Here is a 26,953-nt window from a genome sequence, read left to right on the forward strand (position 1 = left end):
AACTACAAGAATGCTACAACCCGGCCAGCCGATCATAACCGAGTCCTTCCCGTGAATCTGTTGCAACACATCGCTCAATCCCGTCACCTGCTACGCAAGTCGGAGCTCAAGGTAGCCGATCACGTGCTGCTGGATCCTGCCGCCGTCATGCACAGCTCCATGGCCGACCTGGCGCACAGTGTCGGGATCAGCGAACCTACCATCGTGCGTTTCTGCCGGGCGATCGGCTGCTCGGGGTTCCAGGATCTCAAGCTCAAGCTCGCCCAAAGCCTGGCCGCGGGCGCCAGCTTCGGCCAGTTCGCCATCCACGAGGACGACTCGGTCGCCGACTACAGCCTGAAGATCTTCGATACCACCTTGCATACTCTGATGGAGGTACGCGAACACCTAGACGCCGATGCCCTGCAGCGGGCCGTCACCGCCATGGCCCAGGCCCAGCGCGTGGAGTTCTATGGCTTCGGTGCGTCCGGGGCGGTGGCCGCCGATGCCCAGCACAAGTTCTTCCGCCTGCTGCTCAGTGCCGCGGCCTATTCCGATCCGCACATGCAGGCCATGTCGGCGGTCACGCTCAAGCCCGGGGACGTGGCGGTGTGCATTTCCCAGTCCGGACGTTCGAAGGATCTGCTGATCACCGCCAACCTGGTGCGCGAAAGCGGTGCCAGTCTGATCACCTTGTGTCCTAGCCAGACGCCGCTGGCGGAACTGTCGACGGTCAACCTGGCCATCGATGTGCATGAAGACACCGAAATCTATACGCCACTGACGTCGCGCATCGCCCACCTGGTGGTGATCGACGTGCTGGCGATGGGCGTTGCCATGGCCCGTGGGCCAGGCCTGGTCAATCATCTCAAGAGCGTCAAGCGCAGCCTGCGCAGCCTGCGCCTGTCACCCAAGTCGATCAAGGCCATGGAGGACTGACCGGCTGAATTCATCGAGCCGTCACGGTTCTTCCACCAAACCGTAAAGAGCCCAGCCCAGTCTGAAGGTCCCGCACTCGATCAGGGAGACAGGCAATGGCTCGTGATTTCGATGGCTCGTTCCAGCCCACCGCCAAGGCGCGCAAGCAGCAGGAAAAGGATCAGCGGCGCATGGAGTATCGCCGTGCGATAGAAAGCTATTGCGAACAGCGCCAACTGCTGCGCGAGATCGCCGACTACCCGGAGCTGCGGGACATTACGGTATGGCAGGTATCGGCAGCATCTTCCCCGAAAAACGCTGCGCGATCTCGCTGATTCGTGCCCGTTCGTTGCGTATGAACGCCTGGAAGGCCAAGGCCACCGGCGATTGCCGCTTGGCCTTGGACTGTACCAGGCACCAGCTTCGGTACAGTGGCAGCTCTTCGACTGGCAGCTCGCGCAACACGCCGGTGGCCAGTTCCAGGTTGAGGGCATGGCGCGTCAGCAAGGCAATGCCCAGCCCGGCGATCACGCATTCACGCTGGGCATCGGTGGAGGCCACTTCCAGTGTCTGGGAAAAATGCACGCGACGTTCCTTGAAGTATTCCTCGCAAGCCTTGCGCGTGCCGGAACCCTGTTCGCGGACCAGCAGGGCATGAGGCTCCAGGTCCTGCAGGCGCAGGCGTTCATGCTGGCACAGCGGGTGATCGGGCGCTGCCACCGCGACGATGGGGTTGTTCAGGAAGGGCAGGAAATCCAGGTCCATGTCCTGCGGCACCATGGACATGACGATCAGGTCGTCGCGGTTGTCCGAAAGGCGCCGGATCGCCTGGGCCCGGTTGACCACCGTGAGTGTCAGGTTCACCTCCGGATGACGTTGTCTGAAAGCGGCGAACAGGTGTGGCACGAAGTACTTGGCGCTGGATTCGACGGCCAGTTTCAGCTGACCCTGCAATGACCCCTGCATGTCCGAGAGCTGCATGTCGAGATTTTCCAGGCGACCGAACACGTCGCGACTGGCGCGCTGCAGGGCTTCGGCTGCCTCGGTGAGATAGAGCTTCTTGCCGACGTATTCGAACAAGGGCTGGCCGACCAGCTCCTCCAACTGGCGGATCTGCAGGCTGACCGCAGGTTGGGTAAGCGACATTTCCTCCGCAGCCCTGCTGTAGGACTTCAGGTCGCACACCTCATTGAAGATTTGCAGCTGTCGCAATGTCATGCGCATCAATGACTTACGCATTTTCACCTTCTCCCGGCCATACGCTGTTGTGCGAATATAAGCTTTTGCTTATGCAGTATCTAACAAATATTGATTTTTGTTTATCACTGTAGGGGGCTAGGGTAGATGGCGACCGGGCAGAAGCTTCTGGTCACGTGACGACCGGCCAGACCGGATCGCTATGTTCCATCGGCTTTGGGAAGAATCCAGTGATAAAAAAAATCCTGATCGCCAACCGGGGTGAAATTGCAGTTCGAATCGTGCGCGCCTGCGCCGAGATGGGCATTCGCTCGGTCGCGATCTATTCCGACGCCGACCGTCATGCCTTGCACGTCAAGCGTGCCGACGAGGCCTACAGCATCGGTGCCGAGCCGTTGGCCGGTTACCTGAACCCGCGCAAGCTGGTCAACCTGGCGGTCGAGACCGGTTGCGATGCCCTCCATCCAGGCTACGGCTTCCTTTCGGAAAACGCCGAGCTGGCGGAAATCTGCGCCGAGCGCGGCATCAAGTTCATCGGCCCGGCTGCCGAAGTCATCCGTCGCATGGGGGACAAGACCGAAGCACGTCGCGCCATGATCCAGGCTGGCGTTCCGGTAACCCCCGGAACCGAAGGCAACGTGGCCGACATTCACGAAGCCTTGAGCGAAGGCGAGCGTATCGGCTATCCGGTGATGCTCAAGGCGACCTCTGGCGGCGGCGGGCGTGGCATTCGCCGCTGCAACAGCCGCGAAGAACTGGAACAGGCCTTTCCCCGCGTCATCTCCGAGGCCACCAAGGCATTCGGCTCGGCTGAAGTGTTCCTGGAAAAATGCATCGTCAATCCCAAGCACATCGAAGCGCAGGTCCTTGGTGACAGCTTCGGCAATGTCGTCCATCTGTTCGAGCGTGACTGTTCGATCCAGCGACGTAACCAGAAACTCATCGAGATCGCTCCCAGCCCGCAGCTCACCCCCGAGCAGCGGGCCTACATCGGCGACCTGGCCGTGCGCGCGGCCAAGGCGGTGAACTACGAGAATGCCGGTACCGTGGAGTTCCTGCTCGCCGATGGCGAAGTGTATTTCATGGAAATGAACACGCGGGTCCAGGTCGAGCACACCATCACCGAGGAAATCACCGGTATCGATATCGTCCGTGAGCAGATCCGCGTCGCTTCGGGCCTGGCGCTGTCGGTCAAGCAGGAAGACATCCAGCATCGCGGCTATGCGTTGCAGTTCCGTATCAATGCCGAGGATCCGAAGAACAACTTCCTGCCCAGCTTCGGCAAGATCACTCGCTACTATGCGCCCGGAGGCCCAGGCGTACGTACCGATACGGCCATCTATACCGGCTATACCATTCCTCCGTTCTATGACTCGATGTGCCTGAAGCTGGTGGTCTGGGCATTGACCTGGGAAGAAGCCATGGACCGCGGTTTGCGCGCCCTGGACGACATGCGTGTACAGGGGGTCAAGACCACCGCCGCGTACTACCAGGAAATCCTGCGCAATCCGGAATTCCGCAGCGGCCAATTCAATACCAGCTTCGTGGAAACCCATCCGGAACTGACGAACTACTCGATCAAGCGCAAACCCGAAGAACTGGCCCTGGCCATCGCCGCCGCCATCGCTGCCCACGCAGGCCTATGAATGCAGCTGCAAGCTGGGCGCAAGCTGCAAGTGAAAGCGGATCCGACTTTACCTTGCACCGTACAGCGCAAAGCTTGTCGCTCTTGAGGAGATAAGAATGTCCAAGAAAATCCACGTAACCGACACGATCCTGCGTGACGCCCATCAGTCCCTGCTGGCGACCCGCATGCGTACCGAAGACATGCTGCCGATCTGCGACAAGCTCGACAAGGTCGGCTACTGGTCGCTGGAAGTCTGGGGTGGCGCAACCTTCGACGCCTGTGTTCGTTTCCTCAAGGAAGACCCCTGGGAGCGCCTGCGCAAGCTGCGCGCAGCCTTGCCCAACACCCGCCTGCAGATGCTCCTGCGTGGCCAGAACCTGCTCGGCTACCGTCACTACAGCGACGATGTGGTCAAGGCCTTCGTGGCCAAGGCTGCCGTCAACGGCATCGATGTATTCCGCATCTTCGATGCCATGAACGACGTGCGCAACCTGCGGGTGGCGATCGAGGCGGTCAAGGCTTCGGGCAAGCATGCCCAAGGCACCATCGCCTACACCACCAGCCCGGTCCACACCATCGACGCCTTCGTCACCCAGGCCCGGCAGATGGAGTCGATGGGTTGCGATTCGATCGCCATCAAGGACATGGCCGGGCTGCTGACGCCTTATGCCACCGGAGAGCTGGTCAAGGCACTCAAGGCCGAACAGTCCCTGCCGGTGTTCATCCATTCCCATGACACTGCCGGCCTGGCTGCGATGTGCCAGCTCAAGGCTGTCGAGAACGGTGCCGACCATATCGACACGGCCATTTCCAGCTTTGCCTGGGGAACCAGCCATCCAGGCACCGAATCGATGGTCGCGGCGCTCAAGGGCAGCGAATTCGACACGGGCCTGGACCTGGAGCTGCTTCAGGAAATCGGCCTGTACTTCTATGCCGTGCGCAAGAAGTACCACCAGTTCGAAAGCGAATTCACCGCTGTCGACACGCGCGTACAGGTCAACCAGGTGCCCGGCGGCATGATCTCCAACCTGGCCAACCAGTTGAAGGAGCAAGGCGCGCTGAACCGCATGAACGAAGTACTGGCGGAGATCCCGCGGGTACGCGAAGACCTGGGCTTCCCGCCGCTGGTCACCCCGACTTCGCAGATCGTCGGTACCCAGGCGTTCTTCAACGTCCTCGCGGGCGAGCGATACAAGACCATCACCAACGAGGTCAAGCTGTACCTGCAGGGTGGCTATGGCAAGGCACCCGGGGTGGTCAACGAAGAACTCCGCCGCCAGGCGATCGGTAGCGAGGACGTCATCGATGTGCGTCCGGCCGATCTGCTCAAGCCGGAAATGGCCAAGCTGCGGGCTGACATCGGCGCCCTGGCTCGCTGCGAGGAAGACGTACTGACTTTCGCCATGTTCCCGGACATTGGCCGCAAGTTCCTTGAAGAGCGCGAAGCCGGTACGTTGACGCCGGAGATACTGCTGCCGATTCCAGAGGCTGGCGCGGTGGCCTCGCAGGGTGGTGAAGGCGTGCCGACCGAGTTCGTCATCGACGTCCACGGCGAGACCTACCGCGTCGACATCACCGGCGTCGGTGTCAAGGCCGAGGGCAAGCGGCACTTCTATCTGTCCATCGACGGCATGCCCGAAGAAGTCGTGTTCGAGCCGCTCAACGAGTTCGTCGGCGGCGGCGGCAGCAAGCGCAAGCAGGCCAGTGGCCCAGGCCATGTAAGCACGACCATGCCGGGCAACATCGTCGATGTGCTGGTCAAGGAAGGCGACCAGGTCAAGGCTGGCCAGGCCGTGCTGATCACCGAAGCCATGAAGATGGAAACCGAAGTACAGGCAGCCATCGCCGGCAAGGTCGTGGCCATCCATGTGGCCAAGGGCGACCGTGTGACCCCCGGTGAGATTCTCATCGAGATCGAGGGCTGAGGGAGCTGCAAGCCGCGTGCTGCAAGCCAAGGCAAATCGTGCAATCGACGCGATCCGCGCTTAGCTTGCAGCTTCAGGCGCGACAGGCCTCGAGAGTCAGGACCTGGCCATCGGGCCGCTGGTTTTCTTCACCGAGCCAGCGCTCGAAAGCGGCGCCGATCACCGGCCATTCCCCATCGGTGATCGAATACCAGGCGGTGTCCCGGTTGTGGTCCTTGACCACCATGTGCTGGCGGAAAACCCCTTCGAAGCTGAAACCCAAGCGTTCGGCCGCGCGCCTGGAACGAGCGTTGGCGTTGTTGCATTTCCACTCCAAGCGCCGGTTGCCCAGTTCGAAACTGCGCCTGGCCAGCAGATAGACCGCTTCCGTTCCCTTGGGCGTACGTTGCATGACCGCGCCGAAGGCGACGTGGCCGATCTCGATGCGTCCGTGCTCTGGCACGATCGACATCAGGCTGAGGAGGCCCTGTGCCTGGCCGCTAGCCTTGTCGATCACGCTAAAGAACAGCGGATCCCGGCTCGCCGTATTGCCCTGGAGCCAATGGTCGAAGCTATCGCGCTGGGGGAACGGGCCGTAAGGCAAGTAATCCCAAAGCGCCGGGTCCGAATCCGCGCCTTGCAAGGCTTGCCAGAGATGGTCAGCGTGGCGAGCGAAGTCGAGCCGTTCGAGCTGGATGAAGCGGCCGGCCAGGGTGTCGTTTCCCGGCAAGCTGGCAGCCTGCCAATGTAGCGCTTCGTTCATGTCTGACTCCTGGCTCAGAGGGTTTGGCGGAACTGGATGAAACCGGGTCGCTCGGCGACCTTTTCATAAAGGGCTATCGCCGTGGCATTGGTCTCGTGAGTCAACCAGTGAACCTTGACGCAACCGGCCGACCTGGCAGTTGCGCGGACGTGTTCGATCAGCTGGCGACCGATGCCCAGGCCGCGCTGCGTGCTGTCCACGTACAGGTCTTGAAGGTAGCAGGAGTCCTCGACGCTCCAGTTGGAGCGATGGTAGATGAAGTTGACCATGCCCACCGCCTTGCCATCGACCCAGGCCAGCGCCGAATGGGTTGGCTCACTTGGGTCGAGCAGACGCTGCCAGGTGCTCAGGCTGACTTGCGCGGGCAGCTCGGTTTCGTAGAAGTGCAGGTAGGCTTGCCATAGAACCAGCCAGGCAGCATGGTCTTGGGCAGTGACGGGGCGCAGGGCAACGCTGAGCATGGGGATTTTCCTTCAGAGTTGGCGCATGTGCGCCGCAAGTTGGTTATCCAATTGATCGGGACTGGCACTGAGGCTTGCGCGCACGCCGGCAATGTCTTGCTCGGAGCGGTTCTGGCTGAGCTTGCGGGCACCTTGCAGGCGGGTGATGGGCAGGCGGATGCCGACGATGGCACGCAACATGCCGTCGAGGTAGTCGGCGGGGGCGTCGGTGACTTTCCAAGGTTCGCTGCGGCGGTGTTCGTGGCGGTCGGTCAGGCGGCTGACGATCACTAGCAGCTTGGCTGCGTCATGGATCACTTCGACCGGGCCATGGGCATGTACGGCCAGGTAGTTCCAGGTGGGCACCACCTTGGGATCATCCGCTTTGCTCGGGTAGTAGCTGGGGCTGACATAGGCGTCGGCACCAGGGAATACCAGCAACGCTTCGCCGCCTTGCGCCAATGCCTGCCACTGGCGGTTGGCCCGCGCAAGATGGGCATAGACGGTGCCGAATTCGCCTTCTGCGGTATCGACCAGTACCGGCAGGTGCGTAGCCAGCAGGCCGTCTGCGCCCTGGCTGACCAGAACGGCCAGGCGGGTAGCGAGCATGTGCTGGTGCAGGCGAGCGGTGTCGTGTTCCTGATGGGGCTTACTGTTGTACATGGGTGGAGTCCTTGTGGAATGGCTCCATCCTAGGCAGGCTATTGGTTCTGGGTAAGAGCCATTGATAGCTGTTTTCATAGGTCCAATAACATGAGCGAACGCCCTCTCATCTTGCCTTTCGACCCTGCGGGAATTGCCCTGGATCGCCACCGCGGGCTAAGCCAGCAGCTGTACCAGGCGCTGCGGGCACGGGTACTGGACGGGCGCCTGAGCAGTGGCACGCGGCTACCGGCCACTCGCGACCTGGCCACGATCCTGTCGTTGTCGCGCAATAGCGTGGTAAGGGCTTATGACCAGTTGTACGCCGAGGGCTATATCGAAAGTCGGGTAGGCGATGGTACTTATGTGACGCGTCTGCCAAAACTGTCCACAGAAGTATCCACAGGGTTATCCCGGGGTTTATCAACAGATTTATCCACAAACCCTTCAGCAAAGACTGAGGATTCAGCCAGCCTCCAGTTCGTTCGAGCGCCTCTGCAACGCTTGCAAAGCAATCACTTGCCGCTGCCCAGATGTGGCGCGCCGCGCGCATTTCGCGTTGGCATCCCGGCTTTCGACCTGTTCCCGTTCGACGTCTGGGCTAAGCTGCAAGCGAAGTTCTGGCGTAATCCTTCCCCAGCACAGCTGGGTTACGGCGATCCGGCAGGCGAGCCGCTGCTACGCGAACTGGTCGCGGCCTACCTGCGTCGTTCGCGTGGGCTGAGCTGCATGGCTGATCAAATCGTGATCACCAGTGGTGCGCAGCAGGCCATCAGTCTTTGTGCACAGCTGCTGTTGCAGCTGGGTGATGGGGTGGCGGTGGAAAACCCTGGCTATCGCGCCGCAGCGCATGCCTTTGCATTGGCTGGCGGCAGGGTACATGGCGTGCCAGTGGATGAAGAAGGCATGGATTGTCACCGGCTCGAACAGCTCGACTGCCGGTTGGCCTATGTCACACCGGCCCATCAGTACCCGTCCGGGGTAACCATGAGCCTGGCGCGGCGCCTACGGTTGCTGGCCTGGGCAGAGCGCAATGCTGGCTGGATCATCGAGGATGACTATGACGGTGAATACCGTTACAGCGGCGCGCCCTTGGCCCCGCTTGCGGCGCTCGACCAGAATGGGCGAGTGTTGTACGTAGGCACCTTCGGCAAGATTGCGTTCCCGGCGTTGCGCCTGGGTTACCTGGTGCTACCGCCGCAGCTGGCGTCGGCGTTCAGTCAGGGCCGGGCGCTGGCGGTACGGCACTCGGAGATCAGCAGTCAGTGCGTGATGGCCGAGTTCATGGCCCGTGGGCACTTCCAGCGACATATCCGCCGCATGCGCAAGGCGGCGTTGAGCCGGCGCAATGTGCTCAAGGCCGGCTGGCCTGTGGATATTCCCGGGTTGGATGCCATGCCAGAGGTGGCAGCCGGGCTGCATGTCAAGGTCGATGTGGATAACTTTGCGCGGGAACAGGAGTTGGTAGCCAAGGCAGAAGCGGTGGGCGTGGAGGTGACTGCGCTGAGCGGTTTCTGGTTGGCAGACAGCGAGGAGCCTGTGGATAAGCGCGCAGGGTTAGTGCTGGGGTTTGCGGCAGTGCCAGAAGGGGAGATCGCCGAGGCGCTGATGCAATTGCGCAAGGCGTGGCGACCTCTTCGCGACAGTTCGAGGGTTCGCTGAAACCGTTGCTCGCGGCTGGTTTCCCGAGGCTGCCCTAAGCCGGACCTCGTAGACACCTTCGATGGCACTGGAGGCACGGCTGCTCCTGCTCGGCCGTGCCCACAAGCAGGTGGCTCAGGTACCGGACTTGATCCGCGTCCAGGCTCGGGTCCGTGCCCGCTCGGCATCGCGCGCCAATGGCTTGAGCGTATAGAGCTTGGCCATCGTCTGCGTTGTCGGGTACAGGTTGGGGTTGTTGCGAATCGCCGGGTTCACTTTGTCCGTCGCATCCTTGTTTGGGTTGGGATATCCGACAAAGTCGCTGATCGGTGCAATTACCTCGGGCCGCAGCAGGTAATCGATGAACGCATGGGCGTCTTGCGGGTTGGCCGCGTTCTTCGGGATCGCCAGCATGTCGAACCAGATCGGCGCGCCTTCCTTGGGCAGGCGCATGTCCACCACTACTCCGTTCTTCGCCTCGCGCGCGCGGTTGGCGGCTTGGGAGAAGCTACCGCTGTAGCCCACTGCCACGCAGATATCGCCATTGGCCATGTCGGCCATGTACTTCGAGGAGTGGAAATAGGTGATGTGCGGGCGAATCTTCAGCATCAACGTCTCGGCTTTCTTGTAATCGGCCGGTTTATCGCTGTTCGGCGACAAGCCCAGGTACTGCAGGGCCAGCGGCAGGATCTCCGACGGCGAATCGAGCAGGGCCACGCCGCACTGCTTGAGCTTGGCAATGTTCTCTTCCTTGAAGATCAGCTCCCAGCTGTCCACTGGGGCAGTGTCGCCGAGCGCAGCCTTGACCTTGTCCGGGTTGAAGCCGATCAGCACGGTGCCGTACATGTACGGCACGGCAAATCGGTTGCCAGGGTCGTTGGCCTCGATCAGCTTCATCAGCGCCGGGTCCAGGTGTCGCCAGTTCGATAGCTTGTCGCGATCGAGCGGCTGGAACACTCCGGCTTCGATCTGCTTGGCCAGGAATACATTGGAGGGCACCACCACGTCATAGCCGGAATTGCCGGTCAGCAGCTTGGCTTCCAGCGCCTCGTTGGTGTCGAAGATGTCATATACCAGCTTGACGCCGCTGTCCTTCTGGAAATCGCTCAAGGTCTGCGGGGTGATGTAGTCGAACCAGTTATACACACGCAAGGTACGCTGCTCGGCTTGAGCGTGGAGGGTCCCGGTGAGCAGACTGGCAGCGATGAACGGGGCGAGCAGGCGCTTGAATCGGGCCATTACCGGGCTCCTGGCTGGGCGTGCTGGAAGCCTTCCAGCACATTGACCGCATTGATGCCGATTTCCTCCACGGCGTAGCCGCCTTCCATCACGAACAGGGTTGGTTTGCCGAGCTGGGCGATGCGCTTGCCCATTGCCAGGTAGTCCGGGCTGTCCAGCTTGAACCGCGAGATCGGGTCGTCCTTGAAGGTGTCCACGCCCAGCGAGATCACCAGTACATCGGCATCGTAGGCGGCGATGCGCTGGCAAGCGTCTTCCAGGGCGGCGCTCCAGGCCGCCCAGCCGCTGCCGGCCGGCAATGGATAATTGATGTTGCAGCCTTCGCCGGCACCCTCGCCGGTTTCGTCGGCATAGCCGAGGAAGAACGGGAATTCATCCTGCGGATCGCCGTGGATCGAGGCGAAGAACACGTCGTTGCGGCTGTAGAAGATGTCCTGGGTACCGTTGCCGTGATGGTAGTCGACGTCAAGGATGGCGACCTTGCGCTTGCCTTGGTCGAGGAAGGCCTGCGCGGCGATGGCGGCGTTGTTCAGGTAACAGTAACCGCCCATGACCTCACCGGCGGCGTGGTGCCCTGGCGGACGGCACAAGGCAAAGGCCGAGTACGCGCCTTGCCCGATCGCTGCCTGGGCGGTGAGGGCGACCTGAGCAGCGCTGTAGGCGGCTTGCCAGGTGCCCGCAGTGATTGGCGCGCCAGCATCGAAGCTGTAGTAGCCCAGTTCGCCGTGCAGACCGGTGGGTTTTACCTGGCGCAGCGTGCGTGCTGGCCAGGTGAACGGCAGCAGGTCGCCTTCCTGGCCCAATGCGGCCCAGCGTGCCCAGGCGCCTTCGAAGAAGTCGAGGTAGGCGGCACTGTGGATGCGCAGCAACGGCTCGCGGCCGAAATCGTTAGGGCCTTGAATGTCGCCGAGGTTGCGCCTTTTCACCTGATCGAGGACATGGTCGGCGCGTGAGGGCATCTCGAAGCAGGGCATCAGCTTGCCATCGATCAGCTCGCAGCGACCGTGGTGCAGGCGATGATCATCGGAATAGATCGTCAGCATTGTTGTTCTCCGGTGGTACTGGCGTCGACCCATTGTCATGGGCGGATGAGCACGGGAGAACGACGTAAACGGCCAAAAGGGGATCGATGTGGCCAGGCTCTTTGGCCTGCACGGCCCTTCTCGGGTGCGGTTCAGCCGCGGAAATGGCTAGGCGCCACACCGCTCCATCGCTGGAAGGCGTGCCGGAAGCTGGCGGTCTCGCTGAATCCCAAGGTCTCGGCAATCCGGTAGATCGGCATCTGCTCTTCAGCCAGCAACTGCTTGGCTCGCTCGAACCTCAGCTCATCCAGCAGCTGTTGATAGCTGCTGCCCAATGCTTGCAAATGTCGGCGCAGGGTACGCGATGAGCAGTTCATCTGCCGCGCCAGGCCTTCCAGCCCAGGCGCTGCATCCAGTTGCTGCGCCAGCAGCTGGCGGATCCGCTCAAGCCAGGCCTGGCGGCCGGTGAACTCCAGGTTCAGGCGCCGGCAGCGTTCGCTCATGCTCTTGTGAGTAATCGGGTCGGCCAGCGGCAGCGGCATGTCCAGCCAGTGCCGTTCGAAGGCAAAGGCATTGCCTTGGGCATCGAAATCCACCGGACACTGGAATGCATCGATATAACGCGCATGATAACGGGGCCGAGGATGCTCGAAACGGACACCCAGCAGAGGCAGTTGGCGGCCGAGCAGGTCGTCGCAGATGACCTTCAGCGACACCAGGCAGAATTCGGCATTGAAGGTGGCCAGCGCCGGGCTGTCATGGCAATCGCTGGCGCTGAACCAGATGCGCGGCCCGTCGTCGAGCAAACGCAGCTTGAAGACTGTCCCCAGCAGCGCCGGATACTGCAGCGCCAGGCGCAAGGCGTCACCCAAAGTGGCACTGGAGAGCAAGGCGTAACCGAGCATGCCGTAGCACGACACATGCATGCGCCGGCCCAGTTCCACGCCGATGTCCTCACGCCGGGCCACGGCGTTGGCGCACACTCGCAGCTCTTGCTGCGTGGTGATGCGCGCATCCGCGTGCCCGAGGTCTGCCGGGCCGATGCCGCTGCCGGCCAGCAGCGCCGAAGCCTCGCAGCCATCCGCCTGGAAGACGTCGAGGATCAGCGAAACCGCGTTGAGGGTGGTCAGGTGGCTGTGCAGCATGCTGGAGGATCCCGTTGGACTGGGACACATCATGCAGCAAGTAGCGTGCCGAACCCCCCTGTTACCCCGGGCCACTCTTTGCCGAACGCGCCGCCCTGCAGCCGTGGACATCCAGGCAAAAAAAAGGCCCGGAGCATGGGCTCGGGCCTTGGAAAGGTTGAGAGGTGTCTAGTCCCTCGACCTGGTGAGACTGTCTACAACGACCTGGTCACGCCTTCAGCGGAACCAGGCGGGGTGCGATCATGTTTTCTGGACGCAGGATGTCATCGAGCATCGCGTCGTCCAGCAGGCCTTCCTCGCGAACCAGTTCCAGCACGCCACGACCGCTTTCCAGGGCAACACGGGCGATACGGGTGGAATTCTCGTAGCCGATATAGGGGTTCAGGGCGGTAACCAGGCCGATGGAGTGCTCGACCAGTTCACGGCAACGCTGTTCGTTGGCGGTGATGCCGACGATGCAGTGCTCGCGCAGCATGTCCATGGCGCGCTGCAGCAGGCGGATCGAGTCGAAGATCTTGTAGGCGATCAGCGGCTCCATGACGTTGAGCTGCAGTTGGCCACCTTCGGCAGCCATGGTCAGGGCCAGGTCGTTACCCATGATGGCGAAGGCCACCTGGTTGACCGCTTCCGGGATTACCGGGTTGACCTTGCCTGGCATGATCGAGCTGCCCGGCTGGCGCGCTGGCAGGTTGATTTCGTTGATGCCGGTGCGCGGGCCGCTGGACAGCAGGCGCAGGTCGTTGCAGATCTTCGACAGCTTGACCGCGGTGCGCTTGAGCATGCCAGAGAACAACACGAAGGCACCCATGTCGGAGGTGGCTTCGATGAGGTCGGCAGCCGGTACCAGCGGCTGGCCGCTGATCAATGCCAGGCGCTGTACGGCCAGGGCCTGGTAGCCCGGATCGGCGTTGATTCCGGTACCGATGGCGGTGCCCCCCAGGTTGACTTCGGTCAGCAGTTCCGGCGCCAGGCTGCGCAGGCGGTTGAGGTCTTCGGTCAAGGTGGTGGCGAAGGCGCGGAATTCCTGGCCGAGCGTCATCGGCACGGCGTCCTGCAGCTGGGTGCGGCCCATCTTCAGGACATGGTCGAACTCCTGGCCCTTGGCAGCGAAGGCCTGGATCAGGCTGTCGAGGCTGGCCAGCAAGGCGTCATGACCCAGCAGCAGGCCCAGGCGAATGGCGGTCGGATAGGCGTCGTTGGTCGACTGCGCCATGTTCACGTCATTGTTCGGGTGCAGGTACTGATATTCGCCTTTCTGCCGGCCCATGGCCTCCAGCGCGATATTGGCGATGACCTCGTTGGCATTCATGTTGGTCGAGGTGCCGGCGCCACCCTGGATCATGTCCACCACGAACTGCTCATGGAAGTCGCCCCGGATCAGGCGGGCACAGGCTTCGCTGATGGCAGCGTGCTTGGCGTCGCTCAGGTGGCCCAGTTCGCGGTTCGCATCGGCGGCGGCCTGCTTGACCATCGCCAGGCCGACCACCAGCTTCGGATAGTGCGACAGCGGCACGCCGGACAGGTGGAAGTTGTTGACGGCGCGCAAGGTCTGGATGCCGTAATAGGCATCGGCAGGGACTTCAAGGGTACCAAGCAGGTCTTTTTCGACGCGGAACGATGCAGCGGAGGACATGACGGATATCATCTCGATTTAGGCCCGGCACATGCCGGAATGGCGCCAATGCTAGGGTTAGCAGCGATTGTCGGCCAATGCTGTTGCACGCTAACCTATGCACAAACGGCATAATGATGAGTGTGACGCCAGACTGGTTTCGAGCGTGTTCCATTCTGGTGCATTCCGCGAGGCAAGTGCATGAACCTTGAAAGCAAGTGGTTGGAAGATTTCAGCGCCTTGGCCGCGACCCGTAGCTTTTCCCAGGCAGCGGAAAAACGCTTCGTGACCCAGCCGGCTTTCAGCCGGCGTATTCGCAGCCTGGAAGCGGCATTGGGCCTGACCTTGGTGAACAGGTCCCGGACGCCGATCGAGCTGACCGAGGCGGGCCAGCTGTTCCTTGTAACGGCGCGTACGGTTGTCGACCAGTTGGCCGAAGTTCTCCGCCATCTCCATCATCTGGAGGGCGGCCAGGGGGAGGTCGTGCAGATTGCCGCGGCCCATTCGCTGGCCTTGGGTTTCTTCCCGCGTTGGGTCGCTCAGCTGCGCAATGACGGCCTGAACATCGCCACGCGCCTGGTGGCGACCAACGTCGGCGATGCGGTGCATGCCTTGCGCGAAGGCGGCTGCGACTTGATGCTGGCCTTCTACGATCCGGATGCGGCACTGCAGATGGATGCCGAGATCTTTCCTTCGCTGCACATGGGCACGACCGAAATGCTTCCGGTCTGCGCCGTTGATGTCCAAGGGCAGCCGCTCTTCGACCTGGAGAGCGACGGCAGCGTGCCCCTGCTGGCCTACAGCGCCGGGGCCTTCCTGGGACGCTCGGTCAACCTGCTGCTGCGCCAGCGCAAGTTGCGCTATACCACGGTGTATGAGACCGCGATGGCCGACAGTCTCAAGAGCATGGCACTGGAGGGGCTGGGCATCGCCTGGGTGCCTCGCCTGTCGGTACGTGCCGAGCTCGAACGCGGCGAGCTTGCGGTCTGCGGAGCAAGCCATTGGCACGTTCCGCTGGAAATCAGGCTGTACCGCTGCGCGCTGGTGCGCAAGGCCAACGTCCGCCTGCTGTGGCGCAAATTGGAAGCCTCGAATGTCGCGGGCGAGGCTTCAGGCACCTGAGTTGGCGCGCAGGTAGTCGACGATGTTCGACCGATTGGCGTCGCTGTAGCGATAGCAGTTCGAGCGCAGCGGCACCCGCGGGTGGGTGTAGGTTTCACAGACCCAGCCGTTGAACCTGAGTTCGGCCTGTTCATGGGTGGCGCCGAGCAGGTGGCCGATCTCATGGGCCGGCGCGCTATAAGCATCCAGCGAGGCAATCGCCGTGGTGCCCTTGTAGCGCGCCAGCCCGGCACTGTAGTTCAGCCCCGTGCGGTCATAGACGCCGCGGGTCAGCAGCAGGTGCTTGTCGAGAAAGGAAAAAGGCCGATTGGCCGAGCGAAAGCCGAGCTCCTCGGTGAACCGCTCGAGGATCTGCTGGGAGCCTAGGCCGGTATAGTCCATGTCGGTGATGCCCGGTACATCACGCCTGAAGACCAGTTCGATGGGATGGTGGGTGAAGCTGCGCATTTCGTCGAGCCAATGCTGGAAATACGCTTCGCGCAGCTGGCCATCGCTGAGGTCGCGCATTTCATCGTGAGGGTAGACCGTCACGACCAGCGAGCGCGCTGCCGTGGCAGGTGCCAGGGGCAACGCACCCAGCAGGAAAAGGAACATGAGGATTCGTCTGGACATGGGAGTCTCCATGGCGGAAGGGGACCTCGAGGCTAGAACCGCCGCGGCCAGGCAGGCAGCCGGAAAGGCTTCGTCGTCGGCATGGGCTGCTTGTCTGGCAAGTGCCTTGCGGGGGTGGGCGGCATGCCAGGGCATAGGCTATAATCCCGCGCCTTCGACCACTCGGTCGATTCTGAATCCGTATGACAAGCCACGCCGGTACCCGAGCGTGGCTTGTTGCTTTTGGTGCGCCGCGTGGCGCTTACAGGAGAGGCTCGACGATGAGTGCACTGGTTGGCGTGATCATGGGCTCCAAGTCCGATTGGTCCACCCTTAGCCACACCGCCGATATGCTGGAGAAACTCGGCATTCCCTACGAGGTGAAGGTGGTTTCCGCCCACCGTACCCCGGACTTGCTGTTCCAGTATGCCGAGCAGGCCGAGGAGCGTGGCATCGAGGTGATCATCGCCGGAGCCGGTGGCGCAGCCCATCTGCCTGGCATGTGCGCTGCCAAGACCCACCTGCCGGTGCTTGGCGTGCCGGTGCAATCATCGATGCTGTCCGGTGTCGATTCGCTCTTGTCGATCGTGCAGATGCCGGCCGGCGTCCCGGTGGCTACTCTGGCCATTGGCAAGGCCGGGGCGATCAATGCCGCCTTGCTGTCCGCCAGCATCCTGGGCGCCAAGTATCCGGACTATCACGCGGCGCTCAAGCGGTTCCGCAACGAACAGACCGAAACCGTCCTGGACAATCCGGATCCGCGCCAGGCCTGAGGAGAGTCGACATGAAGATCGGTGTAATCGGGGGTGGCCAGCTGGGCCGCATGCTGGCCCTGGCGGGGACTCCGCTGGGCATGGACTTCGCTTTCCTGGATCCGGCCGCGGATGCTTGCGCCGCCCGCCTCGGCGAGCACCTGCGTGCCGACTACGACGACCAGGAGCACCTGCGTCGGCTGGCCGACCAGGTAGACCTGGTGACCTTCGAGTTCGAAAGCGTTCCGGCCGAGACGGTAGCCTTCCTTTCGCAGTTCGTGCCGGTCTACCCCAGTGCCGAGGCCCTGCGCATCGCGCGCGACCGGTTGTTCGAGAAGAGCATGTTCCGCGACCTGGGCATCCCGACGCCTGCCTTCGCCGATATCCAGTCCCAGGCGGACCTGGAGGCCGCCGTGGCCAGCATTGGCCTGCCGGCAGTGCTCAAGACCCGTACCCTGGGCTATGACGGCAAGGGCCAGAAGGTCCTGCGCAGCGCCGAGGACGTTGCAGGCACCTTCGCCGAACTTGGCAGCGTGCCGTGCCTGCTGGAAGGCTTCGTGCCGTTCTCCGGCGAGGTCTCGCTGATCGCCGTACGTGCCCGTGATGGCCAGACGCGCTTCTACCCGCTGGTACACAACACCCACGAAAGCGGCATCCTGCGTCTATCCGTGGCCAGCCAGGCGCACCCGCTGCAGGCGCTGGCCGAAGACTATGTCGCACGTGTGCTGGAGCGACTAGACTACGTTGGCGTCATGGCTTTCGAGTTCTTCGAGGTCGACGGCGGTCTCAAGGCCAACGAAATCGCTCCACGGGTGCACAACTCCGGGCACTGGACCATCGAAGGCGCCGAATGCAGCCAGTTCGAGAACCACTTGCGCGCAGTGGCCGGCCTGCCGCTCGGCTCGACCGCCAAGGTCGGCGAGAGCGCCATGCTCAACTTCATCGGTGAAGTGCCGGCGGCGGAAAAGGTCATCGCCATCGACGGCTGCCATCTGCATGACTATGGCAAGGCCTTCAAGGCCGGGCGCAAGGTAGGCCATGCCACCCTGCGTTGCGTGGACCTGCCTACCCTGCGCGCGCGGATCGACGAAGTAGAGACGCTGATCGGCAACTGATGGAACCTCCGTCGCCAAGCGACCCTCTGAAATGGCAACACGCCGAAGCGCTGTTCGGCTTCGGTCTGTTCCACTTCATCGCAGAGGAATTGTCATGGGCATCATCGGAACCATCTTCATCGGCTTGATCGTAGGCCTGCTGGCTCGTTTCCTGAAACCCGGAGACGACAGCATGGGCTGGATCATGACCATCCTCCTCGGCATCGCCGGCTCGCTGCTCGCTACCTATGGTGGCCAGGCGCTGGGCATCTACCGAGCTGGCGAAGCCGCCGGGTTCTTTGGTGCATTGGTCGGTGCCATCATTCTTCTGGTGATCTACGGGTTCATCAAGAAACGCTGATTGCGGCTAGAATGCCCGGCAATTCATTCGAGTTGCCGAGCCTTCCCCATGCGCGTTCCCTTCCTGATCTCCCTGTTGCTGGCCAGCACTCTGGCTCATGCCGAACTGCCCGAGACCGACTGGCTGGAACTGATGCCCCGATCGGACCAGCAAGCCTTGGAGCAGATGCCGGAAATCGACCACGACTCGCCCGAAGCCCAGGGTACGTTCACCGAGAAGGGTGGCCTCAAGCAAGGCAAGGGCTTGCCAGCGGTCATGTACTCCACCAGGACCGTGGCCAGGCTCGACGGCAAGCAGATCCGCCTTGGTGGCTATCCGGTCCCGCTGGAGAGCGATGCCAAGGGCAACAGCACCCTGTTCTTCCTCGTGCCTTATCCGGGGGCCTGCATCCATGTTCCGCCGCCGCCGCCGAACCAGCTGGTGCTGGTGCGCTATCCCAAGGGCCTGAGGATCGACGATATCTATACGCCGCTGTGGGTCAGCGGAACGCTGAAGATCGAAAAGGTCAGCAATGACCTGGCCGATGCCGCCTATGCGCTCGATGCCGGCAAGGTCCGCGTGGTGGAGGATGCCGACCTCTGATTCTAAGAGCCCGCGGGGCGCTCCGGCGTCCCGGCGGCGGCTGCTCCGGCCGGCGATCTCAGGGTTGGGCCTGAAGCTCTTCGCTGGTGATCCTGACGCTCAGTGAATGTTCGCCGCCGGGGGCCAGAGTCACCACATCGTCCCAGGCGTTCGCGGTCTCGATGCACAGCATGCGCTGCCAGCCATCATCGGCCATGTCTGGCAGTTCGCGCGCCCGCTCGGTCCAGGGGTTCCAGATGACCGCCGAGCGCGAGCCGCTGGTCTGCAGGCTGATCCGCCGGTTCCAGCGCGGATCGACGATGCCCAGGCGTTCGGGGGCGTGCAGGTAGATACGGTCGGTCTCGCCGGAAAAGCCCAGCGAGCCTTGCTGTGTACGTCGTTGCCAGTCGGCCAGGGTCTCGATGTAGTCGAGGCCCTCGACGCCTTCGACATGTACCTGGCGCACGTCGCTGACTGCGAAGTAGCTGTGCAGGGCCTGGCTGAGGGTAACGCTGTCTTGTCCCCGGTTATGGCTGGTGAGCGTCAGTCGCAGATGATCGTCCAGCTCGATCAGCAGTTGCAGTTCGACCGTGTGTGGCCAGTCCGGCAGCTGGCCTTCGGCTTCGGGCAGGCGCAGCTCGATACGCAAGGCATCCCCCGCCTGGTCGATGCCCAGCAACTGCCAGTCGCGGGTCCGGGCCAGGCCATGGGCTGGTGCTGCCTCGCCAAGGTACATGGCGCGGACCGATGACGGGTTGCGCTGCAGGTTGCCGAACCAGGGCCAGCAGATCGGCACACCGGCACGCACCGACTTGCCTGCGCGGAAGATGGCCTGGTCGCTCAGCCACAACAAGGGCGGCTGACCCAATCGCTGGTAGCTCAGCACCTGCGCGCCCTGCTGGGCCACCAGCAGCTCGGCATGTGCGCTGGTAATGCGCCAGCAGTTGAGTTCGCCGTGTCGCTCTACTTCGACCTTTGCGCTAGCCATGCTCGTCTCTCGTTGAATTGTACTGGCCCTGATGCCTGGGCACGAAGCCATCGTCGTCAGGTTTTCAGCGGCGGGGCACCGAACGGGTACGACCACTGCCATCGATGGCCACGAACACGAACACCGCTTCGGTCACCTTGCGCCATTCGCTCGACAGCGGGTCATCGCTCCACACCTCGACCATCATGCGGATCGAGCTACGACCGATCTCCAGGGTCTGGGTATAGAACGAGAGCTGGGCACCAACGGCCACGGGTACCAGGAAGGTCATGCGGTCGATCGCGACCGTGGCGACGCGACCACCGGCCACACGGCTGGCCATGGCGGTGCCGGCGAGGTCCATCTGGGCGACCAGCCAACCGCCGAAGATATCGCCGAAACCGTTGGTTTCCCTAGGTAGTGCGGTGATCTGCAAGGCCAGGTCGCCTTGCGGAATGGGATCTTCTTGTTCGAGCTCAATCATGCCGTGGGGGCCTCTGACCCGTGACGCTTCGTTGTTGGCGCTTGGACGGACATCGTGGAAAACCGTTCAGCAAAACATACTACGCTGATTTTGCCTCGGCGGGCGCCTGGGCGAACAACTGCAGCCGGCAGGTCCGCTCCAGGGGAAACCAATCTTGCGGTTTCCTGGGCGCTATGAGCCTCGCTCGGCAATTTGCTATCTTGGCCGTTTTCCACCAGAAGCCGCAATACGAGCGGCCTGCATGAGCCCGATAGAGAATCCGATGACTTCCGTGCCGAGCAGTATCGAGCAGCCTCCACGGCCGCTGACCCGCAGCGACTACAAGACCCTTTCCCTGTCGGCGCTTGGCGGTGCCCTGGAATTCTACGATTTCATCATCTTCGTGTTCTTCGCCACGGTGGTCGGCAAATTGTTCTTTCCAGCCGACATGCCCGAGTGGCTGCGCCTGATGCAGACCTTCGGCATCTTCGCTGCGGGTTATCTGGCGCGTCCCTTGGGCGGGATCGTCATGGCCCACTTCGGTGACTTGCTCGGACGCAAGAAGATGTTCACCTTGAGCATCTTCATGATGGCCCTGCCCACCCTGGTGATGGGGCTGCTGCCAACCTATCAGCAGATTGGCCTGCTGGCCCCGATCCTGCTGTTGCTGATGCGGGTCATCCAGGGCGCGGCCATCGGCGGCGAAGTCCCCGGGGCTTGGGTATTCGTGTCCGAACACGTGCCCGAGCGCAATACTGGCTATGCCTGCGGTACCCTGACCGCCGGCTTGACTTCGGGCATCCTGCTCGGCTCGTTGGTGGCGACGCTGATCAACGGCATCTACAGCCCGGACGAAGTCGCCGAGTATGCCTGGCGTATCCCGTTCCTGCTCGGCGGTGTGTTCGGCCTGTTCTCGGTCTACCTGCGACGTTGGCTGCACGAAACCCCGGTGTTCGCCGAGATGCAGGCACGCAAGGCCCTGGCCGAAGAGCTGCCCCTGCGCGCGGTGCTGCGCGATCATCGCGGCGCGATCATCCTGTCCATGCTGCTGACCTGGCTGCTGTCGGCCGGCATCGTGGTGGTGATCCTCATGACCCCGGCCCTGTTGCAAAGTCTCTATCAGGTGAGCCCGACCGACTCGCTCATGGCCAATAGCCTGGCGATCGTCCTGCTCAGCCTCGGCTGCATCGTCGCCGGTTCGTTGGCCGATCGCCTGGGGGCCGGGCGGGTGTTCATCGTCGGCAGCCTGCTGTTGCTGGCCAGCTCGTGGATCTTCTACCACAGCCTGGCGAGCCGCCCCGACCTGCTTTTCCCATTGTATGCCGTGACTGGCCTGTGCGTGGGCATCGTCGGCGCCGTGCCCTATGTGATGGTCAAGGCGTTTCCGCCCATGGTGCGTTTCAGCGGCCTGTCGTTCTCCTACAACCTGGCCTACGCCATCTTCGGTGGCCTGACTCCGATGGTGGTCACCGCGCTGCTCAAGTTGAGCCCGATGGCGCCTGCCTATTATGTAGCCGGTCTCTGCGCGGTAGGGCTGCTGGTGGGCGTGTACCTGCTGGCCAGGAAGCGCTGACGCCCGGCGCCCGGCTGCCAGAGAAATCCTGCAACGGTGAAGGCCAGTCTCGTACTGGCCTTTCATCCAATTGTCATATTCAGGTCATATCGTATTCATGCGGCCTGCAGATACTTGGGCCCGATCCATCCAGCACACCCAATATTCCTGCTAGGAGCAAGGCATGAAACTGAAGCGTTTGATGGCGGCCCTCACCTTCGCCGCCGCTGGCGTTGCCACCGCCAATGCGGTAGCCGCTGTCGACCCTGCGATCCCGACCTACACCAAGACCACCGGTGTGTCGGGCAACCTCTCCAGCGTCGGTTCCGACACCCTCGCGAACCTGATGACCCTGTGGGCCGAGGCCTACAAGAAGGAATATCCGAACGTAAACATCCAGATCCAGGCGGCCGGCTCTTCCACCGCGCCGCCCGCGCTGACCGAAGGCACCGCCAACCTCGGTCCGATGAGTCGCAAGATGAAGGACGTCGAGCTGCAGGCCTTCGAGCAGAAGTACGGCTACAAGCCGACCGCCATCCCGGTCGCCGTCGATGCCCTGGCCGTGTTCGTGCACAAGGACAACCCGATCAAGGGCCTGACCATGGCTCAGGTCGACGCGATCTTCTCCTCCACCCGCCTGTGCGGTGGCAAGAGCGAAGTCAAGACCTGGGGCGATGTGGGCGTCACCGGCGACCTGGCCAACAAGCCGGTCCAGCTGTTCGGTCGCAACTCAGTCTCCGGTACCTATGGCTACTTCAAGGAAGAAGCCCTGTGCAAGGGCGACTTCAAGCCTAACGTCAACGAACAGCCTGGCTCGGCTTCGGTCGTGCAGTCGATCAGCAGCTCGCTCAACGGCATCGGCTACTCGGGCATCGGCTACAAGACCGCCAGCGTCAAGACCGTTCCCCTGGCCAAGAAGGAAGGCGGGGAATTCGTCGAGGACAACGAAGCCAACGCCCTGAACGGCACCTATCCGCTGTCGCGCTTCCTCTACGTCTACGTGAACAAGGCCCCGAACAAGCCTCTGGCTCCGCTGGAAGCCGAGTTCGTCAAGCTGGTGCTTTCGCAGGCAGGCCAGCAGGTAGTGGTCAAGGATGGCTATATCCCGCTGCCGGCCAAGGTAGTGGACAAGACCCTGGCTGACCTGGGCCTGACCCACGGCGCCAACGTCGCCAAGCAGTAAGTCTAGAACGGAAGAAGCTGGCCGAGTGCCAGCTTCTTCCATGAATTCTGCAGTCCGCGGCCAGGATGCCTGAGCAGCGGGCTTTTTTGCGTCACTGCATTGTCATGTTTCTGTCATACGGGACCGCTAGGGTGTGCGCATGAATGATCTGGCCAACTCCACAATGACTCAAAATCCTCCCCCGGTGCGCATTGATTTCAATACGCCTGAGCTACAGCGCAAGCGCCGCATGCGCGCCCTCAAGGATCGCCTGACCCGCTGGTACGTCCTGGTTGGCGGGCTCGCCGTGCTGGCGGCCATCACCCTGATCTTCTTCTACCTGGCCTATGTGGTCCTGCCGTTGTTCCAGGGCGCCGAGCTGACCAGCAAGAAGGCCATGGAGCCGGCCTGGCTGCAGCAGGATGCCGGCAAGCCGCTGATGATCGCGCTCGAAGAGCAGAACCTGGTGGGGATGCGGGTATCCAACAGGGGCCAGGCCTTGTTCTTCGACACCAAGACCGGTGACGAGCTCAAGCGCGTCGACCTGCCGCTGCCGGCCGGAACCCAGGTCAGCTCGATCAGCGCAGACCAGCCAGGCAGTCCCTTGGTGGTGCTCGGCCTGAGCAATGGCCAGGCCCTGGTGTTCGACCACACCTACAAGATCACCTACCCGGACAACAGGAAGACCATCAACTCGGCGATCGGCTACCCGTACGGGCAGGCGCCGTTCACCCTGGACGATCAGGGCCGGCCGCTCGATCATGTCAGCCTCAGCGTCAATGGCGATACCCTGGTGCTGGCTGGCTCCACGGGTTCGCACCTGCAAGTGCTGTCGCTGACGCGGGAAGAGAACATGATGACCGGTGAAGTCAGCACCGAGCAGGCGCGCATCGACCTGCCGCAGATGACCGAAGCCGTGAAGGCGATCTACATCGACCCACGCCAGCAGTGGCTGTATGTGCTCAATGGCCGCGCCAATGCCGATGTCTTCAGTCTGCGCGAGAAGAATCTCAACGGCCGCTACAAGCTGCTCGAGGACGGCAATGCCGAAATCACCGCCAGTGCCCAGCTGGTAGGGGGCATCTCGCTGATCCTGGGCGACTCCAAGGGCGGCCTGAGCCAGTGGTTCATGGCCCGCGACCCGGATGGAGAGCAGCGCTTCAAGCAGATCCGTACCTTCCAGCTGGGCAAGGCGGCGGTGGTGCAGATCGATGCCGAGGAGCGCCGCAAGGGCTTCATCGCCCTGGACAGCGAAGGCAAGCTGGGGGTCTTCCACAGTACCGCGCATCGCACCCTGCTCGTCGAGCCGGTCGCCGAAGCCGGGGGCGTGCTGGCGCTGTCGCCACGTGCCAATCGCATCTTCATCGAGCAAGGTGGCAAGCTGCTGCCGCTGAGCCTGAGCAACCCGCATCCGGAGGTTTCGTTCAGCGCCTTGTGGAGCAAGGTCTGGTACGAGAACTATGACGAGCCGAAATACGTCTGGCAGTCGACCGCTTCCAACACCGACTTCGAACCCAAGCTGAGCCTTTCGCCGCTGACCTTCGGTACCTTGAAGGCCGCGTTCTACGCGATGATCCTGGCGGCGCCGCTGGCGATCGCCGCGGCCATCTACACCGCCTACTTCATGGCACCGGGGATGCGCCGCAAGGTCAAGCCGGTGATCGAGCTGATGGAAGCGATGCCGACGGTCATTCTCGGTTTCTTCGCCGGCCTGTTCCTGGCCCCTTACCTGGAAGGCCACCTGCCTGGCGTGTTCAGTCTGTTCCTGTTGCTGCCGGTGGGCATCCTGCTGGCCGGCTTCGTCTGGAGCCGCCTGCCCGAGTCGCTGCGCCTGCGCGTTCCGGACGGCTGGGAAGCGGCGATCCTGATCCCGGTGATCCTGTTGACCGGCTGGTTCGCTCTCTACATGAGCCCGTTCCTGGAAACCTGGTTCTTCGGCGGCGACATGCGCCTTTGGATCACCAACGACCTGGGCATCACCTACGACCAGCGCAACGCGTTGGTGGTCGGTATCGCCATGGGCTTCGCGGTCATTCCGAACATCTACTCCATTGCCGAGGACGCCGTGTTCAGCGTGCCACGCAGCCTGACCCTGGGTTCCCTGGCGCTGGGTGCCACGCCGTGGCAAACCTTGACCCGGGTAGTCATCCTGACGGCCAGCCCAGGGATCTTCTCGGCGCTGATGATCGGCATGGGCCGGGCGGTGGGCGAGACCATGATCGTGCTGATGGCCACCGGCAACACGCCAGTCATGGAGCTGAACCTGTTCGAAGGCATGCGTACCCTGGCCGCCAACGTCGCGGTGGAGATGCCCGAATCCGAAGTCGGTGGCAGTCACTACCGGGTGCTGTTCCTCGCCGCGCTGGTGCTGCTGATGTTCACCTTCGTGATGAACACCTTGGCCGAGCTGATTCGCCAGCGTCTGCGCAAGAAATACTCGTCGCTTTGATAGAAAGGTAGAGATCCGTGAAAAAGGATTCCCTCAAAGGCTGGTTCAAGAGCGGCGCCCCCGGCGTCTGGATCAGCGGTGGCGCGGTAGCCATCGCAGTGATCATGACCGTGGGTCTGCTGGCCGTGATCGCCGTTCGTGGGCTGGGCCACTTCTGGCCAGCCGACCTGATCCAGGCTACCTACAAGGTGCCCGGCCAGGCGGACCACGTCATCATCGGTGAAGTGGTCCAGGCCGAAGAAGTCCCGCGTGCCCGCCTCAAGGGGGCAGGGCTGCCGGTGCCGGACGAAGGCCCGGAATTCATGACCCGAGAGCTGGTCAAGGTCGGCAACCGCGACCTCAACGGCAGCGACTTCACCTGGGTGGTGGGCGAATGGCTGGTCGATCAGCGCAAGCCTGCCGAGCTGATCGCCCTGGAGCGTCGCGAGTGGGGCAACTTCTATGGCTACCTGGTCAGCGTCAAGGAAGACGGTCGTGTCGTGGCCGAGGGCCAGGCGGCCTGGGGCGAGCTGCAGGCGCGCCTCAAGCGTGCCAGCCAACTGGCCGACGAGCTGCAGACGCTGGAAAAGAGCGATATCGGTGCCATCAACCACGGCCTCGAACGCCTGCGCCTGCACGGACGCAAGCTGGAGCTGGAGGGCAAGCTGGACGCGGCCGCCCAGGCTGACATGGAGGCCGAGCGCGCCGAGCTCAACAGCCGCTATCAGGCCATCGAGGAGCGTCTGGGCAGCCTGCACCAGGCGTTCGCCCGAGATGCCCTGGTGGCGCGCGACGGCAATGGGCGCGAGGTGGAGATCAACCTGAGCAAGGTCGTCCACGCCTACCAGCCCAACGCCATGTCGGGCATGACCAAGATGACCACCTACTTCGGCAAGGTCTGGGAATTCCTCAGCGACGATCCGCGTGAAGCCAACACCGAGGGCGGCATCTTCCCAGCCATCTTCGGCACCGTGATGATGACCCTGATCATGGCCGTGATCGTGACGCCGTTCGGTGTGCTGGCGGCCGTCTACCTGCGCGAATATGCCCGCCAGGGTCCGGTGACCCGGCTGATCCGCATCGCCGTCAACAACCTCGCTGGCGTACCGGCGATCGTCTATGGGGTATTCGGCCTGGGCTTCTTCGTCTACGTACTGGGCGGCTCGATCGACCGGCTGTTCTTCCCCGAGGCATTGCCTGCGCCGACGCTCGGTACCCCGGGGTTGCTCTGGGCATCCCTGACCTTGGCGCTGCTGGCCGTGCCGGTGGTGATCGTCGCCACCGAGGAAGGTCTGGCGCGCATCCCGCGCACGGTGCGCGAAGGCTCGCTGGCGCTGGGCGCGACCAAGGCCGAGACACTCTGGAAGATCGTCCTGCCCATGGCCAGCCCGGCCATGATGACCGGCATGATCCTGGCGGTGGCGCGTGCCGCCGGCGAAGTCGCGCCGCTGATGCTGGTAGGGGTGGTCAAGCTGGCACCGTCGCTGCCGCTGGACGGCAACTACCCGTACCTGCACCTGGATCAGAAGATCATGCACCTGGGCTTCCACATCTACGATGTCGGCTTCCAGAGCCCCAACGTCGAAGCCGCGCGTCCGCTGGTCTATGCCACCGCGCTGCTGCTGGTGCTGGTCATCGCCACGCTCAACCTGTCGGCGGTATGGATCCGCAACCACCTGCGCGAGAAGTACAAGGCGCTCGACAGCTGATTCGAGTCTCAAGCCACGAGCGGCAACTCAAGCAGATTGCCGCCTTGCTCTAACTTGCAGCT

Annotated in this window: 25 protein-coding genes; 14 read left to right on the top strand and 11 right to left on the bottom strand. The window is 62.7% G+C overall.

Going from position 1 to position 26,953, the window contains the following annotated elements; all coding sequences use genetic code 11:
• Positions 1-51: 51 nt before the first annotated feature.
• Positions 52-918, top strand: coding sequence for a transcriptional regulator HexR (gene hexR, locus ACY8GK_RS16275; RefSeq protein ID WP_196175305.1), 867 nt, complete (start codon positions 52-54; stop codon positions 916-918).
• Positions 919-1,013: 95 nt separating this feature from the next.
• Complete coding sequence (locus ACY8GK_RS16280) at positions 1,014-1,232, top strand: PA3496 family putative envelope integrity protein (RefSeq protein WP_196175303.1); 219 nt, start codon at positions 1,014-1,016, stop codon at positions 1,230-1,232.
• On the opposite strand, the gene ACY8GK_RS16285 is transcribed toward ACY8GK_RS16280, so the two are convergent.
• Complete coding sequence (locus ACY8GK_RS16285; RefSeq protein WP_329604743.1) at positions 1,174-2,136, bottom strand: LysR family transcriptional regulator; 963 nt, start codon at positions 2,134-2,136, stop codon at positions 1,174-1,176. The genes ACY8GK_RS16280 and ACY8GK_RS16285 overlap by 59 nt on opposite strands.
• A gap of 188 nt (positions 2,137-2,324) precedes the next feature.
• Between ACY8GK_RS16285 and ACY8GK_RS16290 the strand changes: the two genes are divergently transcribed.
• Together ACY8GK_RS16290 and oadA are read left to right on the top strand one after the other, a co-directional pair.
• Positions 2,325-3,740 carry an acetyl-CoA carboxylase biotin carboxylase subunit gene (locus ACY8GK_RS16290; RefSeq protein ID WP_462401646.1) on the top strand — a complete coding sequence of 472 codons (1,416 nt, stop codon included), beginning with the start codon at positions 2,325-2,327 and terminating at the stop codon, positions 3,738-3,740.
• 97 nt (positions 3,741-3,837) lie between these two features.
• Positions 3,838-5,646, top strand: coding sequence for a sodium-extruding oxaloacetate decarboxylase subunit alpha (gene oadA, locus ACY8GK_RS16295; RefSeq protein WP_196175299.1), 1,809 nt, complete (start codon positions 3,838-3,840; stop codon positions 5,644-5,646).
• A 73-nt stretch (positions 5,647-5,719) separates the two neighbouring features.
• On the opposite strand, the gene ACY8GK_RS16300 is transcribed toward oadA, so the two are convergent.
• From ACY8GK_RS16300 to ACY8GK_RS16310, 3 genes are read right to left on the bottom strand one after another with little or no spacing between them, the layout of a single operon-like run.
• A complete protein-coding gene (locus ACY8GK_RS16300; protein ID WP_196175297.1) occupies positions 5,720-6,388 on the bottom strand; it encodes a GNAT family N-acetyltransferase in 669 nt (222 codons plus the stop codon).
• A 14-nt stretch (positions 6,389-6,402) separates the two neighbouring features.
• Positions 6,403-6,849, bottom strand: a complete 447-nt coding sequence (locus tag ACY8GK_RS16305; RefSeq protein WP_196175295.1) for a GNAT family N-acetyltransferase — start codon at positions 6,847-6,849, stop codon at positions 6,403-6,405.
• Positions 6,850-6,861: 12 nt separating this feature from the next.
• Positions 6,862-7,491, bottom strand: a complete 630-nt coding sequence (locus ACY8GK_RS16310) for an FMN-binding negative transcriptional regulator (protein WP_196175293.1) — start codon at positions 7,489-7,491, stop codon at positions 6,862-6,864.
• A gap of 90 nt (positions 7,492-7,581) precedes the next feature.
• Here ACY8GK_RS16310 and pdxR point away from each other — a divergent pair, with 90 nt between their 5' ends.
• Entirely contained in the window at positions 7,582-9,132 is a 1,551-nt protein-coding gene (gene pdxR / locus ACY8GK_RS16315; protein ID WP_196175292.1) for a MocR-like pyridoxine biosynthesis transcription factor PdxR, read from the top strand.
• Between the two features lie 114 nt (positions 9,133-9,246).
• Here the strand turns inward: pdxR and ACY8GK_RS16320 are convergent, their stop codons facing one another.
• From ACY8GK_RS16320 to aspA, 4 genes are all read right to left on the bottom strand, one after another.
• Entirely contained in the window at positions 9,247-10,350 is a 1,104-nt protein-coding gene (locus tag ACY8GK_RS16320; RefSeq protein ID WP_196175290.1) for a polyamine ABC transporter substrate-binding protein, read from the bottom strand.
• A complete protein-coding gene (locus tag ACY8GK_RS16325) occupies positions 10,350-11,393 on the bottom strand; it encodes a histone deacetylase family protein (RefSeq protein ID WP_196175288.1) in 1,044 nt (347 codons plus the stop codon). Before ACY8GK_RS16325 ends, ACY8GK_RS16320 begins: the two co-directional genes overlap by 1 nt.
• Before the next feature lie 131 nt (positions 11,394-11,524).
• The gene (locus ACY8GK_RS16330; protein WP_462401647.1) at positions 11,525-12,517 is read right to left on the bottom strand and encodes an AraC family transcriptional regulator; all 993 of its coding nucleotides are present in this window, start codon (positions 12,515-12,517) and stop codon (positions 11,525-11,527) included.
• A gap of 208 nt (positions 12,518-12,725) precedes the next feature.
• The gene (gene aspA, locus ACY8GK_RS16335; protein ID WP_196175284.1) at positions 12,726-14,150 is read right to left on the bottom strand and encodes an aspartate ammonia-lyase; all 1,425 of its coding nucleotides are present in this window, start codon (positions 14,148-14,150) and stop codon (positions 12,726-12,728) included.
• Between the two features lie 180 nt (positions 14,151-14,330).
• On the opposite strand from aspA, the gene ACY8GK_RS16340 reads away from it, so the two are divergent.
• The gene (locus tag ACY8GK_RS16340) at positions 14,331-15,251 is read left to right on the top strand and encodes a LysR substrate-binding domain-containing protein (RefSeq protein ID WP_196175282.1); all 921 of its coding nucleotides are present in this window, start codon (positions 14,331-14,333) and stop codon (positions 15,249-15,251) included.
• Here the strand turns inward: ACY8GK_RS16340 and ACY8GK_RS16345 are convergent.
• Positions 15,240-15,863: a hypothetical protein gene (locus ACY8GK_RS16345; RefSeq protein ID WP_462401648.1), complete on the bottom strand. Its 624-nt coding sequence runs from the start codon at positions 15,861-15,863 to the stop codon at positions 15,240-15,242. The genes ACY8GK_RS16340 and ACY8GK_RS16345 overlap by 12 nt on opposite strands.
• 260 nt (positions 15,864-16,123) lie before the next feature.
• Here ACY8GK_RS16345 and purE point away from each other — a divergent pair, with 260 nt between their 5' ends.
• From purE to ACY8GK_RS16365, 4 genes are all read left to right on the top strand, one after another.
• Positions 16,124-16,615, top strand: coding sequence for a 5-(carboxyamino)imidazole ribonucleotide mutase (gene purE, locus ACY8GK_RS16350; RefSeq protein ID WP_196175278.1), 492 nt, complete (start codon positions 16,124-16,126; stop codon positions 16,613-16,615).
• 11 nt (positions 16,616-16,626) lie between these two features.
• Complete coding sequence (locus tag ACY8GK_RS16355; protein WP_196175276.1) at positions 16,627-17,709, top strand: 5-(carboxyamino)imidazole ribonucleotide synthase; 1,083 nt, start codon at positions 16,627-16,629, stop codon at positions 17,707-17,709.
• Between the two features lie 94 nt (positions 17,710-17,803).
• Positions 17,804-18,049, top strand: a complete 246-nt coding sequence (locus ACY8GK_RS16360) for a GlsB/YeaQ/YmgE family stress response membrane protein (protein ID WP_196175274.1) — start codon at positions 17,804-17,806, stop codon at positions 18,047-18,049.
• A gap of 48 nt (positions 18,050-18,097) precedes the next feature.
• On the top strand, positions 18,098-18,631 hold the full coding sequence (locus tag ACY8GK_RS16365; RefSeq protein ID WP_196175272.1) for a DUF3299 domain-containing protein: 534 nt from the start codon (positions 18,098-18,100) through the stop codon (positions 18,629-18,631).
• Positions 18,632-18,689: 58 nt separating this feature from the next.
• Here ACY8GK_RS16365 and ACY8GK_RS16370 read toward each other — a convergent pair whose 3' ends face one another.
• Together ACY8GK_RS16370 and ACY8GK_RS16375 are read right to left on the bottom strand one after the other, a co-directional pair.
• A complete protein-coding gene (locus ACY8GK_RS16370; protein ID WP_196175270.1) occupies positions 18,690-19,598 on the bottom strand; it encodes a D-hexose-6-phosphate mutarotase in 909 nt (302 codons plus the stop codon).
• A 64-nt stretch (positions 19,599-19,662) separates the two neighbouring features.
• Positions 19,663-20,061 carry an acyl-CoA thioesterase gene (locus ACY8GK_RS16375; RefSeq protein ID WP_462401649.1) on the bottom strand — a complete coding sequence of 133 codons (399 nt, stop codon included), beginning with the start codon at positions 20,059-20,061 and terminating at the stop codon, positions 19,663-19,665.
• A gap of 262 nt (positions 20,062-20,323) precedes the next feature.
• On the opposite strand from ACY8GK_RS16375, the gene ACY8GK_RS16380 reads away from it, so the two are divergent.
• The 4 genes from ACY8GK_RS16380 to pstA all read left to right on the top strand — a co-directional run bounded on the left by ACY8GK_RS16380 (position 20,324) and on the right by pstA (position 26,891).
• Complete coding sequence (locus ACY8GK_RS16380; RefSeq protein WP_196175592.1) at positions 20,324-21,613, top strand: MFS transporter; 1,290 nt, start codon at positions 20,324-20,326, stop codon at positions 21,611-21,613.
• Between the two features lie 163 nt (positions 21,614-21,776).
• Positions 21,777-22,775: a phosphate ABC transporter substrate-binding protein PstS gene (locus ACY8GK_RS16385; RefSeq protein ID WP_196175266.1), complete on the top strand. Its 999-nt coding sequence runs from the start codon at positions 21,777-21,779 to the stop codon at positions 22,773-22,775.
• Positions 22,776-23,151: 376 nt separating this feature from the next.
• Complete coding sequence (locus ACY8GK_RS16390; protein ID WP_462403034.1) at positions 23,152-25,203, top strand: ABC transporter permease subunit; 2,052 nt, start codon at positions 23,152-23,154, stop codon at positions 25,201-25,203.
• A gap of 17 nt (positions 25,204-25,220) precedes the next feature.
• On the top strand, positions 25,221-26,891 hold the full coding sequence (gene pstA / locus ACY8GK_RS16395) for a phosphate ABC transporter permease PstA (RefSeq protein WP_462401650.1): 1,671 nt from the start codon (positions 25,221-25,223) through the stop codon (positions 26,889-26,891).
• Positions 26,892-26,953: the final 62 nt, after the last annotated feature.

It is taken from the genome of Pseudomonas sp. Marseille-QA0332, from assembly GCF_054950175.1.